The following is a 25,092-nucleotide window of genomic DNA, read 5'->3' on the forward strand; positions in this document are numbered from 1 at the left end:
CGATTAATTATATTTTTATTTTGTGCCCTATTTTTTTTGCTCTAAAATTTGCCCTGTATGTTGCTTTAGGAATAACTTGTGAGGTATATTTCCCCTATTTTTGCCCTAGAGTCTCCTTAAAATCGATTTAAACGCCTCTGAGAGGGGGATTTGCAGGTGATCTACGTCTACCTGATGCATGAAAATAGCAGTCAAACGGGTTTATTGTCAAGATAAATTTTCGCGATTTAGTTAATCGACGGTCTCTAAAGATACATTTTTTAATAATGGTTTAAGCACTCTCTTCTTTTCCATCTTTCTCACTCTATTTTTTACTATTTTTTACTTTTTTCACTCTTATTTACTCTTCCGTCTTTCCTCTCACTCTCTTATTAACTCTTCTTTTCTTTTCTTTTCTTGATTCCACCCTCTCCACTCACTCTCTCATTTACTCTCATTTACTCTCATTTACTCTTGTTTACCCTTATTTACTCTTGTTTACTATTATTTACTCTTGTTTACTCTTATTTACTCTTGTTTACTCTTATTTACTTTGACTTACTCTCCTTACTACCCTTACTATCCTTTATTTCCCTTTCCTTCCTTCCTTCCTTCCTTCCTTCCTTCCTTCCTTCCTTCCTTCCTTCCTTCCTTCCTTCCCTTCCTTCCTTCAAAACCTGAGCCAAGGGGATAGTGATCATAGTCCTCCGTTAGAAAATAGGTATGACCCGCGTAACAAGTAACCCTAATCACTCGCTCCCCTGCTATCTGAGCCAAAGGGATAGTGGCTAAAGTGTCCCCTTAGACCATATCCAACTCGTTTGTTACAAAGAATATATAAAAAAGAATCCTCAGCTTGATCGCTGGGACTCTTTTGGCATTGAATTGCTTATTTTGCAGCTATTTCGGATAGGGATTCCAGTTTGAGCAATTCGGTTCGAACTGCGTCTTTGGAGAAATTCTCTCCTATAAATACGGCAACATCCGGCACATCGCCTTTAGGATTGATTTTGACGAAATCCATTTCTCTGTAGGCGTACTGGAATAAGAACCGGCTTGAGGTATCGGAAAAACTGAGAATCCCTTTAGCACGGTAAACCTCTTGCGGTAGCTTACTGACAAATTCTTCGAATGCGTTGCTATCTACTGCCCGCTCAAAAAAGTGCGTATACGCCATCACATGATTGTGAGAATGATGATGGTGATTGTCGTACGTATGATCATGGTCATGGTCATGAGGCAGATTATCGCGAGATTCATGTGGCTCATGATCCTCATGATCCTCAGACAGATGGGTCGCATGGTGGACGTCATGATCACGGTCGGTGCTCTGCCCTCGCTCTTCTTCCAGCATCTCGATGAGTCTCATGTCGATTTGGCTGAACACGGTGTAGTGTACAGATGCATATGGATTCCATTCGCGTACAAGAACATCTACTTCCTGAAGCGCCGCTTCCTGTAACAGGTCTGACTTGTTCAGTAAAAGTAAGTTCGCACAACGGATTTGTTCCTGCATAAGCCGGTAGGTCTTGCCTCGGCTTGTCCGGCTTAGCTCCAGCAGTTGCGGTGCATCTACTACGGTGATGACGGCTTTGAGCTCTACTGGGAGTATAAGAGAAGCATCTGTTACTTCATCAATGATTTCCATTGGATTAGCGATACCTGTGGATTCTATGAAAATCAGGTCAGGCTGCTCCTCAGTTACAAGTTCTTTGAGCGCCGTCGCAAGATCACCTCGGCTCGAACAACAAATGCAGCCGCCCAGCAGCTCGGACATCGGTACTTCATTGGCAATTAATTGCCCATCCAGGTTAACTTCACCAATCTCGTTCATAATGACCGCGGGTTTACGTCCCGCTTCGGTAAAATGATCAATTGCCTTCGTTAATAAGGTTGTTTTGCCGCTTCCGAGGAACCCGGATAATACATATACGGTAACTCTTTTGTATGCTGCCATACTCATTCTACCTCCGTCAAGCAGTATGATAGCAAATGCTTCTAACCTGCTCATAATTGATTTCTCTTCTATTATTCGTAATTATTACTTTTAAGTCAAGAGGATACAACATTTCCGTAGACTTGGGCATGTTGATTCCTTGATTATGTTTCTATTATTTCAGAGGACTTTTGCTTCACTTCGAATTTAGTAAAAAGGATCGGCCATTTTCCTACAAGCTGGACAAGAAAGGGAAATAGCTTGACCCACAACAGGCTGTTTACCCGATCGGTTGGCTTGAGCGGAAGCTCTAGTCGATCATAAAGGATTGTCGCAGCTTCTTCGACAAGTGCTAGCGCTAGGTCCGCTGGAGCAGCTGCGTTGACTGCTTCCAAACGCGGAAGATAGTGTTGACTGATGGATTCCGATAAATGATGCTCAGACAAGTTGTCTGAACCCATCACTTCCCCCATCCCTAAGCTGACGAGATGTGCAACATCTGTATCGAAAGCATGAGGAATGCAGTAAATTTCCAACGCTAAAGCTGCTATGTATATCTCCCTTAATAACTCGTCTTCTTTAGACTCGGATAATATGGGATCTTTTAGGTAGGCCGCAACGACCGGTTTGATTGTTTCCCAGCTATTTTCTATGCTTTTCATTGTAAACTGCATCATTGCTGCAGCGAGTTCTATTGGTGTAATTTGTTTTCTGTCTGCCTCTTGCATGTGCTTAACCCTCTTCTCTGTCGTTACTTTTAAAATGAATGATGAGTTCAATTATTTCTGAGCGGCTGCCTAGACGAATGGGTGGTCCCCACGTACCAAAACCTGAGGAAACGATAGCATGAAGGTTGCCTTTGCGCAAGTAGCCCCAATCTAGCTCAAAGAGCCTTCTGGTTATGAGGTGATTAGGCGCCATTTGGCCTCTATGTGTATGACCTGATAGCATCACATCTGCTCCAGCATCGGCTGCTTTGTCTAGGTGGTAGGGTTGATGGTCCATCACGATTATTGGCTGCCCGGGATCTGCGCCCTCCAGCAATGCAGCCAGCGCCTTACGTCCATCGGGCGTTCGCTCGGCCGCTTTATCTTTTCTCCCAACGATGTAAAGCCGTTCTTTGATATGAACGGTTTCGTCCATGAGCACACGAATGCCGATCTGCTTCATTTGCTCCACGAAGGCAGCAATATGTCCGCCAATGTACTCATGATTACCGAGCACAGCATAAATCCCTAGTGGAGCTTGCAGTTCTCGCATGGTTTTACCCATATTATAGCGGATAAATGGCTTAATATCATCGTCAATGACATCCCCCGGCAAAAGAATCAAATCCGGTTTTAAGCCATTGACTTGCCCTACAAGCTTACGCAGATGGCGGTTTCCCACAATTGAGCCCAGATGGATGTCGGAGGCTACTGCGATGCGAAGCTGCTCCCAGTCTCCCGCTTTTTTGGGAACTGTAATGTCATATCTGCGAATAATAGGGCTCCGTGCATTATAAGAACCACGAATCATAGCGATGAGTATAATCCCTACATTTATCCAACCGAGAATCGGAACGTAAGTATTTGAAGGAATGGATGCCAGATGGAACACACCTATCGCCAAATCAGTAAACGGCAGCAGCAGCACTCCAAATTGCATGATGGCAAACCAGTAGGAGCCGATAATTTTTAATAGTCGTGACACGCTGGCAGGCAGCACCCGCGAGCTCACCCATGCTAATAGATATGACAAAGCGATAATCCAGAAGACAACCCAGTATAGTGCTGGATGAAACCAAGAACCTAGTTGGTTGGATAGAAAGACTTGACCGTGCCAACCTATGTAGCCATTCACACCAAAGACAATAATGAATATAAGTGTGATGCTTATTGCCATACGTACTTTCATGCTATGACTCTCCCATTCTGTTCTCAAAGCCAGTTCTTCTATATGAGCAGGCTTAACGGTTCTATGCATATCTCATCGTCGTTGCGAACATTGCCCACTCGGCTCGACACTGGGTACGCAAACATTTGCTCAGCCGGATACGGTTGTAGTAATGGTCGTAGCGTGTCGGTGTTTGTGATACTGCGATCCAACCAAACTGCCTCCATCTCTCTCGGCAAAATGACCGGCATACGCTCATGAATATCCGCCATCATTTCGTTCGCCTCTGTTGTAACGACGGTGCATGTAGAAATACGCGTGCCATCCGGAGATGTCCACGTGTCGTACAGTCCTGCCATACTAAAGATGCCCTTGCTGCGCAGCATAATACGCATCGGCTGCTTTTGCTTACCTGTCCCTTTCCAGTCGTAGAAGGAGTCCGCCGGAATCAGGCAGCGCTTACGCTCAAACGGCTTGCGGAAGGCAGGCTTATCCGCGAGCGTCTCAGCTCGTGCATTGAGCATCTGGTAACCTAGCTTCTCATCCTTCGCCCACTCTGGAACGAGCCCCCAGCGCAGCTCGCCAAGTTTATTCTTCTTCCCGTCATGGACGATAGCCATGACTTGCTGTCCAGGTGCTACATTATATCTGGGGCTATATCTTCCAGAATATTTGTAATAAATATCATAATGAAGCATAAGCTCCTCTAGCGTCACGGTGATCGTATAGCGTCCGCACATTAGTACACATCTTCTCCTTTGCACGGTTCTCCCACATGAGAACTAATTCTTTTAGCTGCTGCAACACTCTTCCTCCATTATGAGAAAAAGAATTACTCACGTCAATTCGCGAAAGCCCGAGGAAGATTTCTCCACGGGCTTTCATTCTTCTGGTTATTTTTCATCTGCTACTCGGCCGATAATTTCTTTTATATATTTTTTCAACTGGACACTGATTTCCGAACGCATAACATCACGAGTCATCCCAAAACGATCCTCATAACCTCGACATAGAAAACGGTGATACACGACCAATTCCGCATGTTCGTCACTGATGATTTTTATATTACGCTTAGTCAATTCACGCCGTATATCATACATGTCTCTGCTTATTTTGTTCATGACCACTTGACCAGTTGCTAGATAAAGCTGCTTTAAAAGGTTAGAACTACTCTTAATGTCATCTACGCTCTTTTGTACTATTGTAAGCATGTGGGGTAGTAAGATGTAGTCACGAATCATATTGAGCTCCTCTGATGTAGGGCGAGACGTTTTTTTGGGATCATTTCGACTTTCATATTCCTCTTGATGTTCGGTGAGTAGCATCTTTGATTTCCAACGCTCATTACCGTCTAGTTTGCTCATTTGTAATGACCTCCAATCTGTTCCGCTCGTTCTCGTGCTACTCCGGCCGTTAATAAAGAGGATGCCCGCATAATAGCGGCGCTGCCAAATCGATCTTTGATTTCATCAGTCGCTTTTTCCAAGCCGTATGCTTTCTCACGGTCCTCGAATAGAGTAAGCTGGTAAACGCTATCGTCCACCAATTGTGTGAGTGATATATGCAAGTGACTTACGGGCATTCCACTCCAATATTTATGAAATATCCCGAGCACTGCTGCCGCTACTTCATGAGAGAGCGACGTAGCTTGCTGCAGTGTTACCTGCCGACTAAACCCTGTAGACCGTACCCCATCGGTCTCCGCTGCACCAACGGTCACCACATGGCCCATGTATCTATGTCTCCTACTACGGCGACAGACCTCCACGACCAACTCTAAAAGCACAACCTCAATATCTTCAAGCTTACGATAAAGGCTGCTTCGCAGCGCCTTACCATGGCTAATAGATTTCAGTTTGTTACGAATACTTGGTACAACCGGGCTAGGATCGATGCCCCGCGCCGTCTGCCAATAGTACTCCGCTTGAATATCGCTTTGCTTTCCCATCTCAAAGCGCATGCGTCGTTTGAATTCGGCCAATTCCAATCGCGCTATGTCACCAATCGTGTTTAATCCCATTCTTATAAAATGACGAGTCATTCGCGATGCGACCATAAACATTTGGTGTACGGGCAGCGGCCACAAATCAGATTCAATATTGTCAAAGCCTAGTTTGAAGATACCTTCAGGTCTTTTTTTCGCGAAATTGTCCGTTGCCATCTTGGCTAATATTTTTGTTGGTCCGATCCCGCAGCGAGTCCAGACCCCAGTTGATAGCAGCACGCGAGATTGAATTTGCAGTGCGATTTCTTCCGGAGAACCAAAACATGAAGTAGAGCCGGTAACATCGAGAAATTGTTCATCTATGCTGTACGGCTCAACCTGATCAGTAAAAGACTCAAAGATCTCAGTAATGAATAGGGATATGGTAATGTAGGTTTGCATCCGCGGTCGAATGATGTTCAAATTCGGGCATTTAGCAAGCGCCTCACCTACCCTTTCAGCCGTTGTCACTCCATGAAACTTGGCGACTGGGCACGCCGCGAGAATGATGCCTGATCGGCGTGAAGGATCGCCTACGGCTACCGGTTTATCTTTTAGCTCAGGATGAGCGGCCTTTTCGATTGATGCGTAGAATGATTGGCCGTCGATCAGAAAAATCGTCCTTTCATGCATAGCGCTTCACCCCGCCGTGGCGATCTCTGCTCACCGCAATCCCCCCCGCATATTCATGAGCGTGGTCATAAGCTCAGCCTTGACCAAGCTGCGAAGCATCGTGAAATGATGAATGTAGCCTCGGACTTTGTACTCTACATTAATGCCTAAGGCATTCATTTCAGTATGGATAACTTTAATATCTCGTTTCTTCATCTGGCTCTTAATACTTTGTAATTCCGGATAAATAGCCATTTCAACCTCTCTGAGATAAAAAAGAATATGATTGTACACGATTTTATCCTTATAAACCTTGAGCTCCTCCATGTCCCTTGCCAGCATATCGAGCAAAATGGGCAGCAGCGTGTATTCTTTGATAATTTGAACATCCTCTTCTGTCTCAATTTTTGAACCAACACTCATATCCTCACCACCATATGCGAACATATATTCGTGTTACTTATTATATACCGAACATGTATTCGTTATGCAAGTGAATTTTTCTGGAAACAAAAAAAGCCACTTAACGGGGCATCTTTTGACCCTGCAAGTGGCACATTTCGCCTAAGTCTATCGAAACATGGACCATAGTTTAATCAAGTGAAAGGCATTGTTAGGATCAATTTTTTGGGCTAGGATAAACTCGAGAATTTGGTTCGTTTGGCTTCCGGTCAGCTTCTCGCCGAGAATGCCGGCAGCAAGCCCTATTAGGCGTGTAACCTTCGTATGATTTTGCAAATCAGCCTTCGTAACGCCCTGCAGCAGCATCTTCATGCGTTCCTTGATTTCCGGATTTTTCATCTTGAACTTTACGCGCTCCACGAGCGCGGGATCGATGCCATAGTGCTGGTAACTCAATGTTCGCACCCCCGATACCTGTCATGTTCCTATCTTATGAGTGAAAATGCGTAAACTTGACTCAGAGCTTTGTATAAAAAAAAGAAAAAAGCCACCGCTGCCGGTGACTGTTCGTCTATTTAGCCATGTTACATATAAATCGCAATCAGAATGACGCATATACAATTTAACGCAACAAGCAGCGGCATGCCAATGACGAATGAGGTATGTTTCGTCTTATGGCGCCAAGCCCTCATACCAAGCCACCCGCCAATCCCGCCGCCGAGAGCAGCCAGTATAAAAAGACGTTTTTCAGGCACTCTACGCCCGCCTTTTTTCGCTTGTCCTTTGTCATGTCCCATTTCTATGAACGTAACGATATTCATCAGCAGTAAGTAACAGAGGAAATAAGTCAAGTTCCATACACCTTCGTTTCCAAAAAAATAGTAAGATTCCTACTATCATCTTAAAATCGAATGCGGGTACGGTCAAATGTTAATTTATTTCTTTCTTTATAGCAACTCCAACTCCACAACCGTAGCTCTTTGATCCGGCAGCGGATAGCTGAAGTGTTCAGGTTTAGCGAAACTAACGAACGCATCGTCCGGATACTGAGCGGCGCTCCAAGGACGGCTTAGGAAGAGCTCGGAACCATCAGATAGCAGCCTTGCTTTCTTCACCTTCCCAGCCAAACCATTCAAGTTAACGGGGCCCACGCTTTCCTCAAACAAGTGGGCATACAGCAGATTGCCCTTTTGCGTATACCTGCCCCACTCCGGTTTCGGTAAGTCGGCTTGCCCGCAGCCGTAGATGCTATCCCCATTTTTTTGAACCCAATCGCCAATCTCTGCCAAAATGTTCAACGACTCCTTCGGAATCTCGCCGAGCGCATTCGGACCCACATTCAAGAGCAGATTCCCATTTTTGCTGACGCACTCTATCAGCTTCCGGATAAGGGTAGTTGCCGATTTATATTGGAAATCTTGGGCTGCGTACCCCCAGTTATTATTCAGCGTGATACAAGCTTCCCATGGAAGCGAATTGCCCTCGTCATCCGTCACGCCTTGCGGCGGAATGATCTGTTCCGGTGAAGCAAAGTCGCCCGAATAGCTGAGCGGATTGTTCGTGAAGATGCTTCCGCCTTCTTCGCCGCTTGCGTCCAATCGGTTGTCTACGACGATATGCGGCTGCAGAGATCGAATCATCGCCATAAGCTCGGTTGCTTTCCAAGTCTCCCCCTTCATGTGATCATAAGAGAAGTCAAACCACATCACATCCAGTTTGCCATAGTTCGTCAGCAGCTCCCTTACTTGTCCATGCATGTACTGAAGGTACCGATCGAACGTCTCCGGATTTCTGGCATAGCTCTCATTATTCCGCATCGGATGAATGCGATCCCCATAAGCCGGATAATCCTCATGATGCCAATCGATTAGCGAATAATAGAGTCCCACCTTTAAGCCTTCCGCCCGAAACGCTTCAATAAATTCGCGAACCAAATCTCGCCCGGCCCGTGTATTCGTTGACTTATAATCTGTGAGAGCGCTATCAAATAAACAAAAACCGTCATGATGCTTCGCCGTCAATACCGCATATTTCATACCCGCTTGCTTCGCCGCACGAGCCCACGCCTTTGGATCATAACGGACAGGATCGAATTCATCATAATACGTTTGATAGTCCTCTACCGAAATACGCTCGACGCTTCGCACCCATTCTCCTCTAGCAGGAATGGCGTACAGTCCCCAATGAATAAACATACCGAATCGATCCTGCAGAAACCACTGCGTACGCTCTGTTCGTTCTTGAATAATCGGATGATTGCTTGTCATCAGCTACACACCTTTCGAATTTAAATGCGTGTTTAAAAAGTCCACTTTCAGAACCGAGAAGGTTGGACGAAGTCCGGAGAAGGAGGAACGGAGCGTAGAGATTTGCTACGTGAGTACCGGACTTCCCGGTTTCGTTCAAGATACTTCGTTATCAAAGTGGATTTTTTAAACAACCTCTTCAAACTTCACAGCTTTAGTTTATCAAGCCTGTGTTATAATTGACAGGTACGAAACTAACCTCAATCAGGATATAATTAACATTTTCAGGTGAACATGATGATGAATACGCAGCAAATTACATTCCTATCAGACCTCTGCAGAACCTACAGATTCACATTTTGGAAGCCCATCTTACACAATGCACCGCTTCGTGGAAGGAGCTTAATTTTACACCAGCGCAAACGGGGCAAAGAATAAAAATAGCAAAAACGCTAGGATCAGCGACTGACAGTTATTCATCAGTCTATCCTAGCGTATTTTTCGTTATAAAGCGGGTTAATCCAACACTTCACTGTCAAAAATATGAGAGCGCTGCAAGTAGGCCCTCAGCGGCATGAATGAGGCGCCCGTCCAGAAGGACGAGTCACCGACAAGCTCAGCCGCATCATCGCGTGCCTGCTCCATGACTTCAAAGTCCGCCATCATGTCGGCGATCCGGAACTCCGGCAGCCCGCTCTGCTTCGTGCCAAAGAAGTCCCCCGGCCCGCGCAGCTCTAGATCGCGCCGGGCAATCTCGAAGCCGTCGGTCGTTTCTGTCATCGCCTTCATGCGCTCCTTGCCGACCTCGGTCTTCGGGTCGGCGATGAGCACGCAGAAGGACTGGTGCTCGCCGCGGCCAACCCGCCCGCGCAGCTGGTGCAGCTGCGACAGGCCGAAGCGGTCGGCGTCGTAGATCACCATCAGCGTGGCGTTCGGCACGTCCACGCCAACCTCGATCACCGTGGTCGATACAAGCGCCTCCACGGTGCCCTCCTTGAATGCGCGCATGATCGCTTCCTTCTCCTGCGCGCTCATTCGCCCGTGCAGCAGGCCAATCCGCATGTGCGGAAAATGCTGCTGCAGTTGAATGTGGACGTCGATGGCATTCTGCACGTCCAGCTTGTCCGACTCTTCGATGAGCGGACAAATGATATAGGCCTGCCGCCCTGCGGCGACTTCACGCTGGATGAAGCCGAGCACACGCTCCAGCATCGCGTGCTGAACCGCGTACGTCTTGATCGGCTTACGCCCCTTCGGCAGCTCACGCAGCGTCGAAACGTCCATATCGCCGAAAGCCGTAATCGCCAGCGTGCGCGGAATCGGCGTCGCCGTCATCGTCAGCACGTCGGGGTTCATGCCCTTGCGCCGCAGAATGCTGCGCTGGTTGACCCCGAAGCGGTGCTGCTCGTCTGTCACGACAAGCCCCAGCTGTCGGAAGTAGACGTCCTCTTGAATGAGGGCATGTGTGCCGACCAGCACATCGATCATGCCCATCTGCAAGGAGGCCAGCAGATCCCGCCGCTGCCGGTCGGTCGAGCTGCCTGTCAGCAGCGCAACCTGCAGCCCATAGGGCTCGAACAGGCCGCTCAGCGAACGCATATGCTGCTCGGCCAGAATCTCCGTCGGCACCATCAGCGCGCCTTGGTAGCCGGCCTTTACCGTCGCGTAGAGGCCTATGGCCGCGACGATCGTCTTCCCCGCACCGACATCGCCTTGCAGCAGTCGGTTCATGGCGTACGGCTCCTGCATGTCATGCAGAATCTCGCCTACGACCTTCTTCTGCGACTCCGTCAGCTGGAAGGGGAGCGCGCGCACGAAGGCGCGGACAGCAGGCAAGTCCACCTGCTGTTTCAGCCCGTCCGCGCGGCTGCGCGTCACGGCGCGGTAAGCCTGAAGCTTGAGCTGGAATAGGAACAGCTCCTCATACACCATGCGCCTGCGCGCCTGCTTGCCTTCATCCACACCGCTTGGCGTGTGGATGACTGCCAGCGCCTTGCTGCGCGGCATAAACCCATACCTGCCGGTAATGCCAACCGGCAGCACTTCACTGATCATCGCGCTGTACTGCGTCAGCGCCTGCTGAATGACCTTACGCATCCACTTCTGCGTAACAGAGCCTACAACCGAATAGACCGGCTGGATCGTGCCGGTATTGGAATCGCCTTGTCCGGGAAACTCCGAATCGGACACGCTCATTTGCCTGCGCTTGCCGTCCCATTTGCCGGTGATTATAATCTCCTGCTGCGGCCGCAAGCGGTCCTTCAAGAAGTGGCGGTTGAACCACACCGCCGTCAGCAGGAACTCATCGACCATCACCTTGCAGGATAGCCGGGACTTGCCGCTGTAGCGCTGCAGCACCGGCTCTCCGATGATATACCCCTTCACCGTGACGCGGTCGCCGTCCTTCACACTAGCTAAATCACGCACCGTGTAATCCTCATACCGGAACGGCACATATTCCAGTAAATCCATAACCGTAAAAATGCCCATGGAGTTGAGCTCAAGTGCCTTCTGAGCGCCCACTCCATGGACTTCGCGTACTTCGAATTGATTCAATTCCATATCTTACACCGTACTCACGAACGCTGCGATGGTGCCTGGTCCAGCGTGTGCGCCAATAACAGGTCCCAATGTAATGTAGTCAACATGCTCCACAACAAATTGCTGCATGATGGCTGCGCGCAGCTGCTCCGCACCTTCCAAATTGTTTGCATGAGCAATGTATAAGCTGCGGATTGTATTACCCGATACATCCGCCGCCAACAGCTCTAAGATTCGCGCAACCGCTTTTTTGTGACCGCGAACTTTATCAATTGCAGCTACTTCGCCCGCTCGGTCTAGAGAAAGAATGGGCTTTATGTTTAGTAAAGAACCGAAAAGAGCGGATGCTTTGCCGATTCTTCCACCTTTTTGCAGGAATTCTAGTGTATCTACAAGGAAGTATATGTAAAAGTTCTCTCTCATCGTTCGTACAAGCTCCAAAATCTCATCGACACTTTGCCCCGCCTTAGCTGCTCGGGCAGCAGCTACAGCAAGAGCCCCAATTCCATAGGAAGCCGAGCAGGAATCGAATACATGAACCTTGCCTGACGAGTCCTCCAGCATCGTGGAGGCCAGCAGCGCTGATTGGTACGTTCCGCTCAGCACGGATGCCAAGTGAATCGAGATAACCTCCGTATCGGGCTCTTCCAGCAGTCCCTGATACAAGTCCAGAAACTCCGCAGGAGACGGCTGCGACGTTCGGGGAAAGTACGGTGACGAGGTCAGCTTCGGATAAAACTCCTCAGACTGCAGCGTCACCGTATCTAAATATTCTTCATCTCCAAAATGGATCTTGAGAGGCACCATCTCGATGTTAAGTTCTTGTCTGAGTGCCAAAGGTATGTCGGCCGTGCTGTCCGTCACGATACGAATGTTTGTCAACAGGGCTCACTCCATTTCACGAATTTACTCCACTGCGAATGGTATTCTATTACTCAACGGAAAACAGGTACGCATACAAAGGCTGTCCGCCAGGATGAAGCTCAATTTCTATTTCAGGATAAGCCGCCTGAATGAACGCCTCCAGCTCCTCCGTCTCTGCATCGACGGCATCTTCTCCGGTGAGAATAGTGACAATTTCGCTGCTTTCTTCAATCATTTCCTCCAGCAGCTTCTTGCAAGCATCAAGGAGACTTGGCTGAGAAGATACAATGCGCCCATCTTGAATGCCAATAAAATGGCCCTGTTTGATATCAATTCCGTCCATGTTCGTATCGCGCACAGCGTAAGTAACTTGGCCCGATTTTACACGTCGAAGTGATTCACCCATGGCTTCCGTATTTGTTATGGCATCCGCCTTCTCTTGGAACGCCAGTATGGCTGCAAGACCTTGCGGAATCGATTTAGACGGGATCACAATCAGCGTTTTATTGTCTACCAATTCAATAGCTTGCTGCGCAGCCAAAATAATGTTGGAATTGTTGGGCAGCACATAGATCGTGTCTGCATCAATACTGTTAACCGCATTCACAATATCCTCGGTGCTCGGGTTCATCGTTTGTCCTCCGGATAGAACAACATCAACGCCTACACTAGACAAAATATCGGTAATGCCGTCACCTAGAGCAACCGCAACGAAACCATACGGCTTGCTTGGCGTTACAGCTGTGGCCGTGGTAGAAATAGAAGCTTCGTACCCTTCTGTCATATCTTCCAATATATGTGAATGCTGATCGCGCATATTTTCAATTTTGATACGGCTCAAAGCACCGTAATTCATCGCTTGGTTCATCACTTCACCCGGGTATTCGGCGTGAATATGAACCTTCACCAACTCGTCATCGGCTACAACCAGCAGCGAATCCCCCAGCTTGCTCAGTTGATCACGAAACGTGCCTTCATCGAAAACAAATCCCTTGACCTTGCCTGGAGCAATCGTCAGCATAAATTCCGTGCAGTATCCGAATTCGATGTCTTCCGTAGCCAAATGTGCCTGTGCGGGAAGATGTGCGTGCACTTCCTTCGCTAGGTTCATGCCGGGAACGAGTGAAACCCCACCAAGTGTTGTATCCATCGTAGCATAGTCATCACTCACTTGAACCAGACCGCCGCTTAACGCCGCGACAAAGCCTTCATAGACACACACTAGCCCTTGTCCACCTGCATCAACCACACCAACCTGTTTGAGCACAGCAAGCTGCTCAGGCGTTCTAGCGAGGGCTTCCTTTGCTTTGCCAAGAACCTCCTGCATAAGATCAAGCAGATCGCCTCCACGTCGATACTGTGTGGCATGCTTAGCGGCTTCTTTCGATACCGTCAAAATTGTTCCTTCCACCGGCTTCACAACAGCTTTGTAAGCTGTCTCTACACCTTGCTGCAGAGCGCCCGCGAATTGCTGTACATTTATATGCTCAAGATCATGCACATGCTTCGCGAATCCGCGAAACAGCTGTGACAGAATAACCCCTGAGTTGCCTCTCGCGCCCATCAGTAACCCTTTGGACAATGCATCAGCTGCTTTCCCAATATGGGAGGATGGCTTCTTTTTAAGTTCCTCACAACCCGCAGTGAGTGTCAAATTCATGTTGGTGCCGGTGTCTCCGTCGGGTACAGGAAAAACGTTCAATCCATTAACCTTATCTACATTTCTGCGAAGGTTATCCGCACCCGCCAAGACCATGGCAGTGAAGTCATTTCCATTTATTGAAATAAAGCGCTTACTCAAAGTGATTCCCCTTCCTGGTTATCGGGCTTTTACTTGGCTACACGAACGCCTTGAACAAAAATGTTCACATCGTCTACATGAAGCCCTACAACGTCGTTCAAAATATATTTGACTTTCGTTTGGACATTGCCTGCGACTACGGATATTTTGGTTCCATAGCTGACAATAATATAAAGATCAATTTCGAGTCGCCCGTTTTCACGACGAACTTCGACACCGCGGCTTAAATTGTCCCGGCCTAGCAGTTCAGCTATCCCGTCTTTCAATTGCTTTCGCGTTGCCATGCCGACAAGTCCATAACAATCTAACGCAGCGGATCCCGCCAGTGTTGAAATCACTTCATCGGTAATATACACTTTTCCGTACTCGGTTGTGAGTTCAATTGGCATTATCTAACAACTCCTTCAAGTTTCGCTTCAGCAGGACTAACTTTGTAAGCATTCCCTCTCCTGCTTTGCTTTAAGCAAATTCGACTTTATCAGTCAATTACTATGTACTTGGAATGCAGGCTAATCTTCATTGTACTATAACATACTGAATAAATAAACGGCAAAAGTGCAGGTAATTCGTTGACTAGGCTCCTTTTGCTATGCTATTATATTTAAGTGTGTTTTTGCTGGTTATATAATGAATCGCAACAAACCTAACAATGTCTAAAATTATGGAAAGCTGTCATGTCAAGTCTTAGGCTTGCCACCCAGGCTGCTTTGTATACTGCCCAAGGAGGTGTCAAACATGTCCCGCAAATGTTTCATTACAGGTAAAAGTCCTTCTTCAGGAAATCACGTGTCCCACGCTAACAATAAAAACAAGCGTACTTGGGGAGTTAACGTTCAAAAGGTTCGCATCCTCGTTGATGGCAAACCAAAACGGGTTTACGTAAGTACTCGTGCGTTGAAATCCGGAAAAGTGGCTCGCGTTTAATTCGTAGCTGCGCATACTTACACTTTCTTAATTGAAAGACAAAAAGCACCTTATCGGTGCTTTTTTTGCATTTCTGGGGAATGGAGTTAGTAAGTGTTAGCCTAGTTTTTACTAAACGTATTAAGTACGGCTTTCACGAATCCACCCAAAAATCTTGGTAGTTTGATTGTGTAGAACTTCATTCTCTACCCCTCCTTAGAGTTTTGTCAGCAAACTGACTCATAAGCATTAGCTTAAAGTTTTCGCCAGAAAACGGATTAAATAAGCATTAGCTTATACTTTGCGTCAGAGAACTAACTTCGTGAGCATTGGCTTAGAGTTTTCGGAGAAAACTTATGTCGTAAGCTTCACTAGCTGCATGACTGCTCCTTAGCATCGTTACAACAGTATATGCCCCGATAGTGAAAAAGTACCTTCTATTTTACTTTCTCCCATCAATTCGCTTCCAGAAAACAAAAAAAGCTACAAGAGCACTTCGCTCTTGTAACTATATGTATGCGGCTAGGGGGCAGTTATACCCAGCTGCGTGTAAAGCGCATAAATTAAACTGAAAATAAAATAGAGAAGAACAGAAATAACGATGAACCAAATACGAAACCCTATTTGCTCAAACCTGCGGAAGAATCGCATCCCTACATATAGGGCGCCAAGCGAGAATATATACTTCGAAACATCGTGTATATTTGAAAAACACGCCAATAGGACTGCGCAAAGCAGACTGTACATCAACAACCAGAGAAATCTCATCGTCCTTCGTTCCCCCTCTACCCGCGTATCCGCCTGATAGCCTCCGCACGATCGGACTGCCCGAACACAGCATTACCGGCAACCAACACATCGGCTCCAGCTTCCACCACCTGGCGAGCCGTCACCTCGTTAATACCGCCGTCCACTTCAATATGAAGCCCGTTCAACCCCTTCGCATTCGCTTGTTGACGCAAGGCGCGAATTTTGCTCAGCATGCCAGGAATGAAAGCCTGTCCGCCGAATCCAGGATTGACCGTCATAATAAGCACAAGATCCAGCTGTTCATCGAGAACATGTTCAATTAGCGAAATCGGGGTTGCAGGATTCAGCACAACCCCTGCTTTGACCCCGCTTTGCTTAATAAGATGAAGTGTCCGATGCAGATGCGCACAAGCCTCCACATGGACGGATATCAAATCGGCACCCGCTTTGACAAAATCAGGGATATAGCGATCTGGCTGCTCAATCATCAAATGAACATCAAGCGGCAGCTTGGTCACGGGGCGTATCGCTTCAACAACAAGTGGACCAATTGTGATATTGGGCACGAAATGGCCGTCCATGACATCCACATGGATCAAGTCGGCTCCGCCAAGCTCCGCATCCTTAATCTCTTCCCCAAGCTTAGCGAAGTTAGCTGATAAAATAGAAGGTGCTACATGTACCATCCGTCCTAATACCTCCTCTTCCGATCCTTGATTTCAGTTAAAAACAACAAGTAATGATCATAACGAGAAGCTGCAATCGTTCCCTCTGCTACCGCATCACGAACCTTGCAATCCGGCTCATGCAGATGCAAACAGCCTCTGAACCTGCAGCCCTCCGCTATCGCGGCAAACTCCTTAAAGCAGCCGCTAAGACCCTCCGCTTCGACTTCCATAAAGTCTAACTGGCTGAATCCCGGCGTATCGGCCACAAGGCCGCCATTCGTGAGCGGCATCAGCTCAACATGACGTGTTGTATGCTTTCCTCTGCCTAATCGCTGAGAAATAGCATTCGTCTCTAGATTAAGTCCGCTAATCATCGCGTTAAGCAAAGAAGACTTACCCACACCAGATTGTCCAGCAAAAACGCTGACTGCTCCGTCCAGATGATGCAGAATTGCATCCACGCCTTCTTGCAGCTTAGAACTTGTCTTCACTACCGTATAACCGATTCCCTCATAGAGCTTCGTAATCCGCTTCAGCTCGGCAACCGTCATGTCTTTGGGAACGGAAGACTCCTCATCTTCGGTCAATAAATCACTTTTCGTGAAACATAACAAAACATCAATGCCCGTATTTTCAATATGGACCAGAAATTTATCTAACAACTGTAAATTGAGAACAGGCTCTGTCACCGAAAAAACGAGCACAACCACGTTGACATTGGCGATTGGAGGTCGGATGAGCTCCGAAGTGCGGGGAAGGATTTCAGTAACAGTCCCTTCCCCATTCTCCGTTTCCTCGTACATCACGCGATCTCCAACAAGGGGGGTTATGTTTCTGTTTTTGAAAACGCCTCTTCCGCGGCAGGTAACCGTCTTGGCTTCACGGAGATCCGCCTCCTCGGGCAGCACATAATAATAGCCGCTTAGCGCTTTTACGATGTATCCTTGCGGCATTAAGGTGTGCCTCCAGCAGGTGGTTTAGAAACAGCGCCGCCAGTTTGACCTTGCCCACTGCCGCCAACCGGAATAGCCGGTCCATTGCTTTGCTGTTTAGGCGATGGCGATGGTAACGTGGAAGGGCTAGGCGATACTGTCTTTCCATTTTTTTGATCCAAGTAGTCTTGATATGTGCGAGTAATGGAGTTGACCAAGTTATCTCCTTCTTTAATCAAGATGACAGCTTTCTTATCTGGAGAAACAATAACTTTGACATCCATATTCTGAGGCTTCGATACTTTTTCTGTTTTGTATTCGAAGTTCTCATACTGGGCATCACTTACGACAATTTTGAACTCGGAATCTTTGCCTTCCGTCGTCGGCTTCACAGCAATGCTTACCGTCAGTTGTCCGGCATCCTCCGGCAATCCGTCACTAATCACCAAGGAAATCTCGGCACCAACGGAGACGTCCTGATTTTTTGTAAAAGGAAACTGTTGAATGACCTTGCCTTTGGCGATCTTGTAGCTCTTCTCGCGCGTAATCCCGTTCACAGGAAGCTTCAAATTAAGTTTGGTAATCTGCGCCTTAGCATCTGCTTCCGTCATTCCGATGAGATCCGGCATTTTAAACGTTTCCTTGGCTTTGCTTACGGTAAAAGCAATGACCGCTTTGTCCGACTCAAACTCTTCGCCAGCCAGAGGGGATTGCTTCAAAATGATATCTGGCGCACCATCAGACGTCTCTTGTGTAATCGTAATCTGCTCATCCTTGATGCCGAGGGCTTGCAGCTTCAGCTTAACATCCTTATATGGCTGCCCTGCATAATTATCCATCTTGATTTTGGGCGTACCCTTACTAACATACAGCGTCACTTTGGTGCCCACATTCATTCTCATCCCGGTAGGATCTTGACGAATGACAATGTCTTTAGCCAGCTTGCTGTCCGTATCATATTCAACCGTGGAGCCCAGTTTAACCGCCGTCAATTCTGCTTGAGCTTGAATCAACGGTTTGCCTGCCACATTGGGAACCTCGACCGTTTCAATCGCGAACATCCCTTTCACGTACCCGACCATATACCACATAGCGCCGAGCACCATTAACAAAACGACAATCCAAATGAGCGGCTTAATCCACCCTTTTCCTTTGGAAGGAGCTGGCTCTTCCCGCAAGGCAGGTTTCTCAGGTACATCATCATCATCATCATCGAACTGTCCGAGTTGGTCTGCGCGAATCGCAGGCATCACTAGGGTACGCTCTTCGTCCATCCCATCCGCATCCCAGAAAGCGACCTTCGCTTCATTCCGGCGATCCGGATTCAAACAGGTATCGAGATCTGCCATCATTAGCTTCGCTGACTGGTAGCGTTCTTCAGGCTTTTTGCGCATGGCTCTCAAAATAATGTTCTCCACGCTTTGCGGAATGAGAGGATTCACCTTACGCGGTTCTTCCACATCTTCCTGCAAATGCTTCAAAGCTACAGAAATCGGGCTCTCACCGAGAAAAGGCAGGCGAGCTGTCAGCATTTGATACATCACGATACCCAAAGAATACAAATCGGATTTCTCCCCTGTATTCGTCCCTTTGGCATGCTCCGGTGAGAAATAGTGCACAGAACCGACAACCGATCCGGTTTGTGTGATGGTGGAAGACGTGGCAGCCCGTGCGATACCGAAATCCGTCACTTTCACACGGCCATTTTTGCCGATCAAAATATTGTGCGGTTTGATATCCCGATGAATGATTTCATTGTGGTGAGCGTGATCGAGGGCATCTGCAATCTGACTCGCGTAGTGAACCGCATCTTCGACCTGCAGCGGTGCTCTCTCTTTGATGACATCATTCAAGGTCGTGCCTTCTATGTATTCCATCACAATATAATGCACGTCTTCTTCTTGTCCGACGTCATAAATACTGACGACATTAGGATGAGAAAGTGAAGCGGCTGCTTGAGCTTCTCTACGGAAACGACGAATGAATTCTTCATCGTGCACATACTGCTGGCGCAGTACTTTCACAGCCACTTTACGATTTAATAATAGATCATGCCCTTTGTAGACTAAAGCCATGCCGCCTCCGCCAATACGATCTAAGATTTCATAGCGGCCTCCAAGCTTTCTACCGATCAATTCCCATCACCCCTTTTTTCGTCCGAATCATGATCGTGCGCAAGTAAAACGACCGTTACGTTATCGTCTCCACCTTCATCAAGCGCGCTTTGAATCAACTGTTCCGCTGCATCTTCCATACGTTCATGTGAATTGACAATGCGTAAAATGTCGCCGGAATCTACCAATCCGCTTAAACCATCCGTACAGATCAGAACGATATCACCCGGACGCCACGCGTACTCATAGAGATCCACCTCTACGCCCGGCTCTGTGCCTAGTGCACGTGTAATCCAGTTACGTCTAGGGTGATGATCGGCCTCTTCGATGGTAATCTGCCCGGTCTTTACGAGCTCATACACCAAAGAATGATCTTCCGTTAGTTGTGTGATCGATTCACCGGTGATCTTGTAAGCGCGGCTGTCACCGATATGTCCAATAATAAGAAGCTCTTGCGAAGCAATAATGGCAACAACCGTCGTGCCCATGCCATGATAACTTTCTTGCCCTGAGGCGAATTCATAAATTTTCTCATTCGCCTTTTCAATGGCTTCCTTCAGCACTTGCTTACAAGCTTCAACAGACATTCCCCAATGGATCGATTGCAGCTCGTCTGCAATCATTTCGATGGCCATTTGGCTGGCGATATCACCAGCTTGATGTCCCCCCATGCCATCAGCCACAATAGCCAAAGATAGGCCATTGAGATCATGATGGATGGCGGCTCGGTCCTCATTCACTAAACGGACTTTGCCAATATCGGTACGGCTTACCATCTTCATCCGGATTTCACCTCATTACTTGTTCTCCATATGCTTCGCGCGCAGTTGTCCGCAGGCAGCAGCAATGTCACTACCTTGTTCACGACGTATGGTGGCATTAATTTTGCCCTTCTCAAGAATACGTTGGAAGGTGAAAATATCATCCCTAGGCGTACGTTTGAAATCCCGTTCGGCCACGAAATTCACAGGAATCAGGTTCACATGGCTAAGCGGCATATCCTTCAGCACTTGTGCTAGTTCCTCTGCATGTTCAGGCTGGTCATTCACTTCCCCCATAAGGGCATATTCAAACGTAATTCGTCTGCCGGTTTTGGCAATGTAATACTTACACGCATCAATTAAATCTACGAATGGGAATCTACGATTGACAGGCATCAGCTTGGATCTGAGCGTATCATTCGGCGCATGAATAGATATCGCCAGATTGACTTGCAAATTCTCATCAGCGAACTTGTAAATGTTCGGCACAATCCCACTCGTCGATACCGTGATATGACGCTGTCCAATGTTCAGACCTTTGGGGTGAATCATGACACGAAGGAAATTCATCGTCGCTTCATAATTTTCAAAAGGCTCGCCAATACCCATGATGACGATGGAAGAGATTCGCTCCTCAGTCTCATCCAGCAATTTCTGGGCTTTAACAACTTGGGCCACAATCTCACCCGGTCTCAAGTCCCGCTTCAAACCGCCCAACGTAGATGCACAAAACGTACACCCTACCCGGCACCCAACCTGCGTTGTAACGCAAATACTGTTGCCGTAGTTGTGCTTCATGACAACTGTTTCAATGGCATTCTTGTCTTCCAATTCAAATAAAAACTTGACTGTACCGTCCTGCGACTGATACTTGGCAATTTCGGAAAGCGTAACGAACTCAAACTGATCCTTCAGTTTGTCCCGCAGCGTCTTCGGCAAGTTCGACATCTCATCGAAGCTGAATACCCGCTTAATATAAAGCCAATCGAAAATTTGCCCGGCACGAAAGGAGGACTCGCCGTTCTCTTTTACCCAGCTCTGCCATTCATCCCAATTCAAATCATATACAAACGGTTTATCTTTCTCATAAGGTTTATTTCCCATATTTATCACAACCTGTTGTTATTTGTCCTGATTTTTTGCTAATCGTATGTTATTTTATCACAAAGCGGGAACGAACACACGTCCCCGTGGTTAGCAGCTGCGAACGATAGGCAATTACGTGCCGAGTAACCGTCAACACCAACCCAAACCACCCGAGCATTACCTGCAAAAAGTGCAGAGTAAATCCAATACCTAGCGCCTTTTGAGGCAATTAACTGTAAAAAATGCAGCTAAGTCGAATACTTAGCCCTTTTTTGAGGCAATCAACTGTAAAAAGTGCAGTTAAATCTAACACTTAGCCTTTTTTGAGGCGATTTAGCTGTAAAAAGTGCAGTTGATTTAGATAAAATCAGCTTAATTCCCCTGATTCACTCATTTTTGCTGTACAAAATGCAGTTTGTACCCGTGATTGTCCCGGTTTCCTTGAAATTAACTGTAGTTAATACAGTTAAACCAAGAACCGTTACGCAGCCTACAAGCTATACACGTTTGCGAAGCCGTGCAATGAAGAAACCGTCGGAATGGAACTGCTGCGGAAGGATTTGCACCATACCGGCTGCTGCAGCCGCAGGGTCAATGCTTGCGAAAACATCCGCCGGAAGCGGTGCTAGCTCAAACTCGCTATGCTCGGCGAGGAAGCGCTCAACCATGCCCGCGTTCTCCGCGTGCTCAATCGTGCACGTGCTGTAGACCAGCACGCCGCCCGGCTTGAGCAGCCTATGCACTTTGCTCAGAATAGCATGCTGCAGCTCGCTAATTGCGTCAATCTCTGCTTCCTGCTTCGCCCACTTGAGGTCAGGCTTGCGGCGAATGACCCCAAGGCCCGAACAGGGCGCATCAAGCAGGATGCGGTCAAATGACTCCGCCGCAAAATGTTCGTCCAGCTTCGCAGCATCCAACACAAGCGTTTGGATCGACGACAGTCCCAGACGCTCCGCTTGATCTGCGATCAGCTTCTGCTTGTGCTCGTGCAAATCACAAGCCCAGATCTTGCCCACATCGTCCATCTTCTCGGCGATATGGGCGGTCTTGCCGCCAGGGGCGGCGCAGCAGTCCAGCACCGTCATGCCTGGACGCGGATCCAGTGCTTCGGCGACGAGCATCGAGCTCTCGTCTTGAATCGAGAAGTCCCCCTGCTGGAAGCCGGGGACTAACGCCATGTTTCCGGCCCCCTGCACAAGGATGCCGGCCGGGGCCAGCTCTGACGCTTCCGCGCTGAGGCCGCTGCCTTGGAGCTGCTCCAGCAGCTCCAAGCGACTGCGGCGTCTCGCGTTCGCGCGAATGCTTACGTGCGGCGGCTCATTGTTCGCCGCACAGATCTGTTCCGTCAGCTCGGCACCCAGCTGACGGATCCACCGGCGCACGAGCCATTCCGGATGGGAATGGCTCAGCGCGATGCGCTTTACGTCGCCGAGCGCAGCCGGCAGCGTGAGCTCCTCTTTGCTGCGGATGACCGCGCGCAGCACGCCGTTGACCATGCCCGAGATGCCTTGATGGCCTCGGCGCTTCGCGATATTGACCGCTTCGCTCACGACCGCATGGTCGGGAATGCGGTCCAAATAATGCAGCTGATAGAAGCTCAGCCGCAGCAAGCATCTCACCCAGGGCTCAAGCTTCGCGAGCCCCTTGCTGACGAAACGCTCCAAGAAGAAATCGATCGTATTTTTCCGTCCGATGGTCCCATAAACGAGCTCCGTCGCCAGTCCCGCATCCGCCCGCTCTAGAGCATGCTTTTGCAATACCTGATTCAGCAGTAAATTGCTGTACGATTGATTTTCTTCAACCCGAATCAGCACATCCAGTGCCGCATCACGGGCAGAATGCTTAACAGCGCTGCTCTTCGCAGCGCCTGAGGATGATTTTGGAGCAGAGGGCTTGCCGGCCCCCTGCGGTTTCATAAGTCCGTTTTGCGGACGAGTTGGTTTTTGCGTTGACAAATCGAATACCTCATTTTTTAGTTGAATAGAAAGTATAGGTTGTATACTTTAGCTTCGCATCAACCTTGACAAACGCATTCGTCCCAAAGGGACGACGGAGTCGTTTATCCTTGGTTGAATAGAAAGTATAGGTTGTATACTTTAGCTTCGCATCAACCTTGACAAACACATTCGCCCCAAAGGGACGACGGAGTCGTTTATCCTTGGTTGCTTTAGTTACTCTGTCCGAATACCGTACCAGCTGGGATTTGCACCCCTCGTACGAACTCTGACACGGGCATCGCCTTTTTGCCTGAAGGTTGGATCTCGGTCAGCCACAGCGTACCTTCACCCGTCATCACTTCAATGCCCTGCTCATTACTGCCAAGTACAGTTCCAGGAGCAGGTGCCTCACTGCTGATTCCAGAGAAGCTTCGGCTTCTTGGCTCCGAAGAACTTTTGGGATTCGCGCTAGCCCACACTTTCATAACTTCCCCATTCCAGAGCGTGTAAGCACCGGGGAACGGGTTTAAGCCGCGTACTTGATTCCAAAGCTCGACAGCAGAACGCGACCAATCGATCAACTCGTCCTCCCTGCGGATATTCGGAGAATAAATGGCCTCTGCCTCATTTTGTGGGGCAACCTGAATACGTCCTGCCAGTAAATCCGGCAATGTACGCTTAAGTAGATCAGCACCAGCTATACTTAGCTTTTCAAATAATGAGCCCGTTGTATCCGTATCTTCGATCGGAAGCTCCACCTTTGAAATCATATCTCCGGTATCAAGACCTACGGCCATATACATAATCGTAACACCTGTTACAGCTTCGCCACGAATCACAGCATGATGGATCGGCGCTCCGCCTCGATATTTGGGCAGCAGTGAAGCATGGATGTTAATACATCCGTACTGCGGCAGGTCCAAAACCGCTTTGGGCAAAATCTGTCCGTAAGCAGCTGTTACAATCAAATCCGGTTTTAATTGTCTCAAAAGCTCAACTGAATCCGCTTGACGCAATTTCTCCGGCTGAAGTACCGGAATCCCATGCTTTTCTGCTTCAACCTTCACCGGAGGCGGCGTCAGGACGCGCTTCCGCCCTTTCGGCCGATCCGGCTGTGTGACAACCGTCGTTACGTTATAGCCTTCCTCCAAGAGCAGACGCAAGGAGGGTACTGCGAAATCCGGCGTGCCCATGAAAATAATGTTCACTCGGAATCTTCCTCTTCTTCAGCTGTATACGTTTTGGTTGCAAGATCCGTAAACAGAACACCGTTCAAGTGATCGATTTCATGAAAAATGCAGCGAGCCAACAAATCCGTCCCCGTCACTTCAATCGGATTCCCATCACGATCTTGACCTTTGGCCGTAACATGGAGCGGTCGAAGTACATCGCCGCGAAGTCCAGGAATGCTTAAGCAGCCTTCCGGCCCCAGTTGTTCACCGCTGGAAGTGACAACCTCAGGATTGATCATTTCAATCAAACCACCGTGCTCTTCTCCGCAATCCATGACAATAACGCGTTTAAGAATACCGATTTGCGGGGCAGCAAGACCCACGCCCTCAGCTTCATACATTGTGTCTGCCATATCATTTAGCAGTTTATGCAGATTGGAATTAAATTTCGTAACCGTAATGGCTTTCTCACGCAGCACTGGATCTGGATCTTTAACTATAATACGAATAGCCATAATGTGCACCTACC

At 48.2% G+C, this 25,092-nt stretch carries 25 protein-coding genes; 1 reads left to right on the forward strand and 24 read right to left on the reverse strand.

Features of this window, described 5'->3' with window-relative positions; genetic code table 11:
* Positions 1 to 527: 527 nt before the first annotated feature.
* The 15 genes from ASG93_RS35105 to ASG93_RS14540 form a co-directional block, all read right to left on the reverse strand.
* Positions 528 to 680 (reverse strand): hypothetical protein, encoded by a 153-nt coding sequence (locus ASG93_RS35105; RefSeq protein ID WP_156410896.1) that lies wholly within the window; start codon positions 678 to 680, stop codon positions 528 to 530.
* A 188-nt stretch (positions 681 to 868) separates the two neighbouring features.
* Positions 869 to 1,990 carry a GTP-binding protein gene (locus ASG93_RS14475; RefSeq protein WP_321166684.1) on the reverse strand — a complete coding sequence of 374 codons (1,122 nt, stop codon included), beginning with the start codon at positions 1,988 to 1,990 and terminating at the stop codon, positions 869 to 871.
* Positions 1,991 to 2,079: 89 nt separating this feature from the next.
* Entirely contained in the window at positions 2,080 to 2,643 is a 564-nt protein-coding gene (locus ASG93_RS14480) for a hypothetical protein (protein ID WP_056833032.1), read from the reverse strand.
* Between the two features lie 4 nt (positions 2,644 to 2,647).
* Positions 2,648 to 3,811, reverse strand: a complete 1,164-nt coding sequence (locus ASG93_RS14485; RefSeq protein WP_056833034.1) for a metallophosphoesterase — start codon at positions 3,809 to 3,811, stop codon at positions 2,648 to 2,650.
* A 38-nt stretch (positions 3,812 to 3,849) separates the two neighbouring features.
* Positions 3,850 to 4,530 (reverse strand): SOS response-associated peptidase, encoded by a 681-nt coding sequence (locus tag ASG93_RS14490; RefSeq protein ID WP_056833036.1) that lies wholly within the window; start codon positions 4,528 to 4,530, stop codon positions 3,850 to 3,852.
* Positions 4,531 to 4,683: 153 nt separating this feature from the next.
* A complete protein-coding gene (locus ASG93_RS14495) occupies positions 4,684 to 5,154 on the reverse strand; it encodes a hypothetical protein (protein ID WP_056833037.1) in 471 nt (156 codons plus the stop codon).
* The gene (locus tag ASG93_RS14500) at positions 5,151 to 6,407 is read right to left on the reverse strand and encodes a DNA polymerase IV (RefSeq protein ID WP_056833039.1); all 1,257 of its coding nucleotides are present in this window, start codon (positions 6,405 to 6,407) and stop codon (positions 5,151 to 5,153) included. The genes ASG93_RS14495 and ASG93_RS14500 overlap by 4 nt, the downstream gene beginning before the upstream one ends.
* A gap of 30 nt (positions 6,408 to 6,437) precedes the next feature.
* Entirely contained in the window at positions 6,438 to 6,809 is a 372-nt protein-coding gene (locus ASG93_RS14505; protein WP_056833041.1) for a hypothetical protein, read from the reverse strand.
* A 147-nt stretch (positions 6,810 to 6,956) separates the two neighbouring features.
* On the reverse strand, positions 6,957 to 7,244 hold the full coding sequence (locus tag ASG93_RS14510) for a stage VI sporulation protein F (protein ID WP_056833043.1): 288 nt from the start codon (positions 7,242 to 7,244) through the stop codon (positions 6,957 to 6,959).
* Positions 7,245 to 7,372: 128 nt separating this feature from the next.
* Complete coding sequence (locus ASG93_RS14515) at positions 7,373 to 7,639, reverse strand: DUF1294 domain-containing protein (protein ID WP_200984482.1); 267 nt, start codon at positions 7,637 to 7,639, stop codon at positions 7,373 to 7,375.
* A 96-nt stretch (positions 7,640 to 7,735) separates the two neighbouring features.
* Positions 7,736 to 9,055: an alpha-L-fucosidase gene (locus tag ASG93_RS14520; RefSeq protein WP_156410897.1), complete on the reverse strand. Its 1,320-nt coding sequence runs from the start codon at positions 9,053 to 9,055 to the stop codon at positions 7,736 to 7,738.
* Between the two features lie 495 nt (positions 9,056 to 9,550).
* Entirely contained in the window at positions 9,551 to 11,596 is a 2,046-nt protein-coding gene (recG, locus tag ASG93_RS14525) for an ATP-dependent DNA helicase RecG (RefSeq protein ID WP_056833047.1), read from the reverse strand.
* Between the two features lie 3 nt (positions 11,597 to 11,599).
* The gene (locus ASG93_RS14530; RefSeq protein ID WP_056833050.1) at positions 11,600 to 12,457 is read right to left on the reverse strand and encodes a DegV family protein; all 858 of its coding nucleotides are present in this window, start codon (positions 12,455 to 12,457) and stop codon (positions 11,600 to 11,602) included.
* A 49-nt stretch (positions 12,458 to 12,506) separates the two neighbouring features.
* Complete coding sequence (locus ASG93_RS14535) at positions 12,507 to 14,240, reverse strand: DAK2 domain-containing protein (protein WP_056833052.1); 1,734 nt, start codon at positions 14,238 to 14,240, stop codon at positions 12,507 to 12,509.
* A 29-nt stretch (positions 14,241 to 14,269) separates the two neighbouring features.
* Positions 14,270 to 14,629, reverse strand: coding sequence for an Asp23/Gls24 family envelope stress response protein (locus ASG93_RS14540; RefSeq protein ID WP_056833055.1), 360 nt, complete (start codon positions 14,627 to 14,629; stop codon positions 14,270 to 14,272).
* A 346-nt stretch (positions 14,630 to 14,975) separates the two neighbouring features.
* On the opposite strand from ASG93_RS14540, the gene rpmB reads away from it, so the two are divergent.
* The gene (rpmB, locus tag ASG93_RS14545) at positions 14,976 to 15,164 is read left to right on the forward strand and encodes a 50S ribosomal protein L28 (RefSeq protein ID WP_029197753.1); all 189 of its coding nucleotides are present in this window, start codon (positions 14,976 to 14,978) and stop codon (positions 15,162 to 15,164) included.
* Between the two features lie 101 nt (positions 15,165 to 15,265).
* Here the strand turns inward: rpmB and spoVM are convergent, their stop codons facing one another.
* From spoVM to def, 9 genes are all read right to left on the reverse strand, one after another.
* Positions 15,266 to 15,346 (reverse strand): stage V sporulation protein SpoVM, encoded by an 81-nt coding sequence (gene spoVM / locus ASG93_RS14550; RefSeq protein ID WP_036634233.1) that lies wholly within the window; start codon positions 15,344 to 15,346, stop codon positions 15,266 to 15,268.
* Between the two features lie 582 nt (positions 15,347 to 15,928).
* Positions 15,929 to 16,579, reverse strand: coding sequence for a ribulose-phosphate 3-epimerase (rpe, locus tag ASG93_RS14560; protein WP_056833059.1), 651 nt, complete (start codon positions 16,577 to 16,579; stop codon positions 15,929 to 15,931).
* A gap of 5 nt (positions 16,580 to 16,584) precedes the next feature.
* The gene (gene rsgA, locus ASG93_RS14565; protein WP_056833062.1) at positions 16,585 to 17,514 is read right to left on the reverse strand and encodes a ribosome small subunit-dependent GTPase A; all 930 of its coding nucleotides are present in this window, start codon (positions 17,512 to 17,514) and stop codon (positions 16,585 to 16,587) included.
* Positions 17,514 to 19,628 (reverse strand): Stk1 family PASTA domain-containing Ser/Thr kinase, encoded by a 2,115-nt coding sequence (gene pknB, locus ASG93_RS14570; RefSeq protein WP_056833064.1) that lies wholly within the window; start codon positions 19,626 to 19,628, stop codon positions 17,514 to 17,516. The genes rsgA and pknB overlap by 1 nt, the downstream gene beginning before the upstream one ends.
* Entirely contained in the window at positions 19,625 to 20,389 is a 765-nt protein-coding gene (locus ASG93_RS14575; protein ID WP_056833066.1) for a Stp1/IreP family PP2C-type Ser/Thr phosphatase, read from the reverse strand. Before ASG93_RS14575 ends, pknB begins: the two co-directional genes overlap by 4 nt.
* A gap of 15 nt (positions 20,390 to 20,404) precedes the next feature.
* Complete coding sequence (gene rlmN / locus ASG93_RS14580) at positions 20,405 to 21,472, reverse strand: 23S rRNA (adenine(2503)-C(2))-methyltransferase RlmN (protein ID WP_056833068.1); 1,068 nt, start codon at positions 21,470 to 21,472, stop codon at positions 20,405 to 20,407.
* Between the two features lie 479 nt (positions 21,473 to 21,951).
* Complete coding sequence (rsmB, locus tag ASG93_RS14585; RefSeq protein WP_056833495.1) at positions 21,952 to 23,370, reverse strand: 16S rRNA (cytosine(967)-C(5))-methyltransferase RsmB; 1,419 nt, start codon at positions 23,368 to 23,370, stop codon at positions 21,952 to 21,954.
* A gap of 251 nt (positions 23,371 to 23,621) precedes the next feature.
* Positions 23,622 to 24,584 (reverse strand): methionyl-tRNA formyltransferase, encoded by a 963-nt coding sequence (gene fmt / locus ASG93_RS14590; protein WP_056833496.1) that lies wholly within the window; start codon positions 24,582 to 24,584, stop codon positions 23,622 to 23,624.
* A gap of 11 nt (positions 24,585 to 24,595) precedes the next feature.
* The gene (gene def / locus ASG93_RS14595; RefSeq protein ID WP_056833069.1) at positions 24,596 to 25,078 is read right to left on the reverse strand and encodes a peptide deformylase; all 483 of its coding nucleotides are present in this window, start codon (positions 25,076 to 25,078) and stop codon (positions 24,596 to 24,598) included.
* Between the last annotated feature and the right edge of the window lie 14 nt (positions 25,079 to 25,092).

It is taken from the genome of Paenibacillus sp. Soil787, from assembly GCF_001429545.1.
GTDB lineage: Bacteria > Bacillota > Bacilli > Paenibacillales > NBRC-103111 > Paenibacillus_E.

Bases quoted from the DNA above. Each gene is read 5' to 3' on its own strand.
- ASG93_RS14500 (WP_056833039.1), bottom strand. From the start codon at position 6,407: ATGCATGAAAGGACGATTTTTCTGATCGACGGCCAATCATTCTACGCA.
- ASG93_RS14475 (WP_321166684.1), bottom strand. From the start codon at position 1,990: ATGAGCAGGTTAGAAGCATTTGCTATCATACTGCTTGACGGAGGTAGA.
- def (WP_056833069.1), bottom strand. From the start codon at position 25,078: ATGGCTATTCGTATTATAGTTAAAGATCCAGATCCAGTGCTGCGTGAG.
- ASG93_RS14575 (WP_056833066.1), bottom strand. From the start codon at position 20,389: ATGAAGATGGTAAGCCGTACCGATATTGGCAAAGTCCGTTTAGTGAAT.
- ASG93_RS14505 (WP_056833041.1), bottom strand. From the start codon at position 6,809: ATGAGTGTTGGTTCAAAAATTGAGACAGAAGAGGATGTTCAAATTATC.
- rpmB (WP_029197753.1), top strand. From the start codon at position 14,976: ATGTCCCGCAAATGTTTCATTACAGGTAAAAGTCCTTCTTCAGGAAAT.
- ASG93_RS14495 (WP_056833037.1), bottom strand. From the start codon at position 5,154: ATGAGCAAACTAGACGGTAATGAGCGTTGGAAATCAAAGATGCTACTC.
- ASG93_RS14480 (WP_056833032.1), bottom strand. From the start codon at position 2,643: ATGCAAGAGGCAGACAGAAAACAAATTACACCAATAGAACTCGCTGCA.
- recG (WP_056833047.1), bottom strand. From the start codon at position 11,596: ATGGAATTGAATCAATTCGAAGTACGCGAAGTCCATGGAGTGGGCGCT.
- ASG93_RS14490 (WP_056833036.1), bottom strand. From the start codon at position 4,530: ATGTGCGGACGCTATACGATCACCGTGACGCTAGAGGAGCTTATGCTT.
- rpe (WP_056833059.1), bottom strand. From the start codon at position 16,579: ATGGTACATGTAGCACCTTCTATTTTATCAGCTAACTTCGCTAAGCTT.
- rsmB (WP_056833495.1), bottom strand. From the start codon at position 23,370: ATGAAACCGCAGGGGGCCGGCAAGCCCTCTGCTCCAAAATCATCCTCA.
- ASG93_RS14485 (WP_056833034.1), bottom strand. From the start codon at position 3,811: ATGAAAGTACGTATGGCAATAAGCATCACACTTATATTCATTATTGTC.
- fmt (WP_056833496.1), bottom strand. From the start codon at position 24,584: ATGGGCACGCCGGATTTCGCAGTACCCTCCTTGCGTCTGCTCTTGGAG.
- ASG93_RS35105 (WP_156410896.1), bottom strand. From the start codon at position 680: ATGATCACTATCCCCTTGGCTCAGGTTTTGAAGGAAGGAAGGGAAGGA.
- rlmN (WP_056833068.1), bottom strand. From the start codon at position 21,472: ATGGGAAATAAACCTTATGAGAAAGATAAACCGTTTGTATATGATTTG.
- ASG93_RS14520 (WP_156410897.1), bottom strand. From the start codon at position 9,055: ATGACAAGCAATCATCCGATTATTCAAGAACGAACAGAGCGTACGCAG.
- rsgA (WP_056833062.1), bottom strand. From the start codon at position 17,514: ATGCCGCAAGGATACATCGTAAAAGCGCTAAGCGGCTATTATTATGTG.
- ASG93_RS14540 (WP_056833055.1), bottom strand. From the start codon at position 14,629: ATGCCAATTGAACTCACAACCGAGTACGGAAAAGTGTATATTACCGAT.
- spoVM (WP_036634233.1), bottom strand. From the start codon at position 15,346: ATGAAGTTCTACACAATCAAACTACCAAGATTTTTGGGTGGATTCGTG.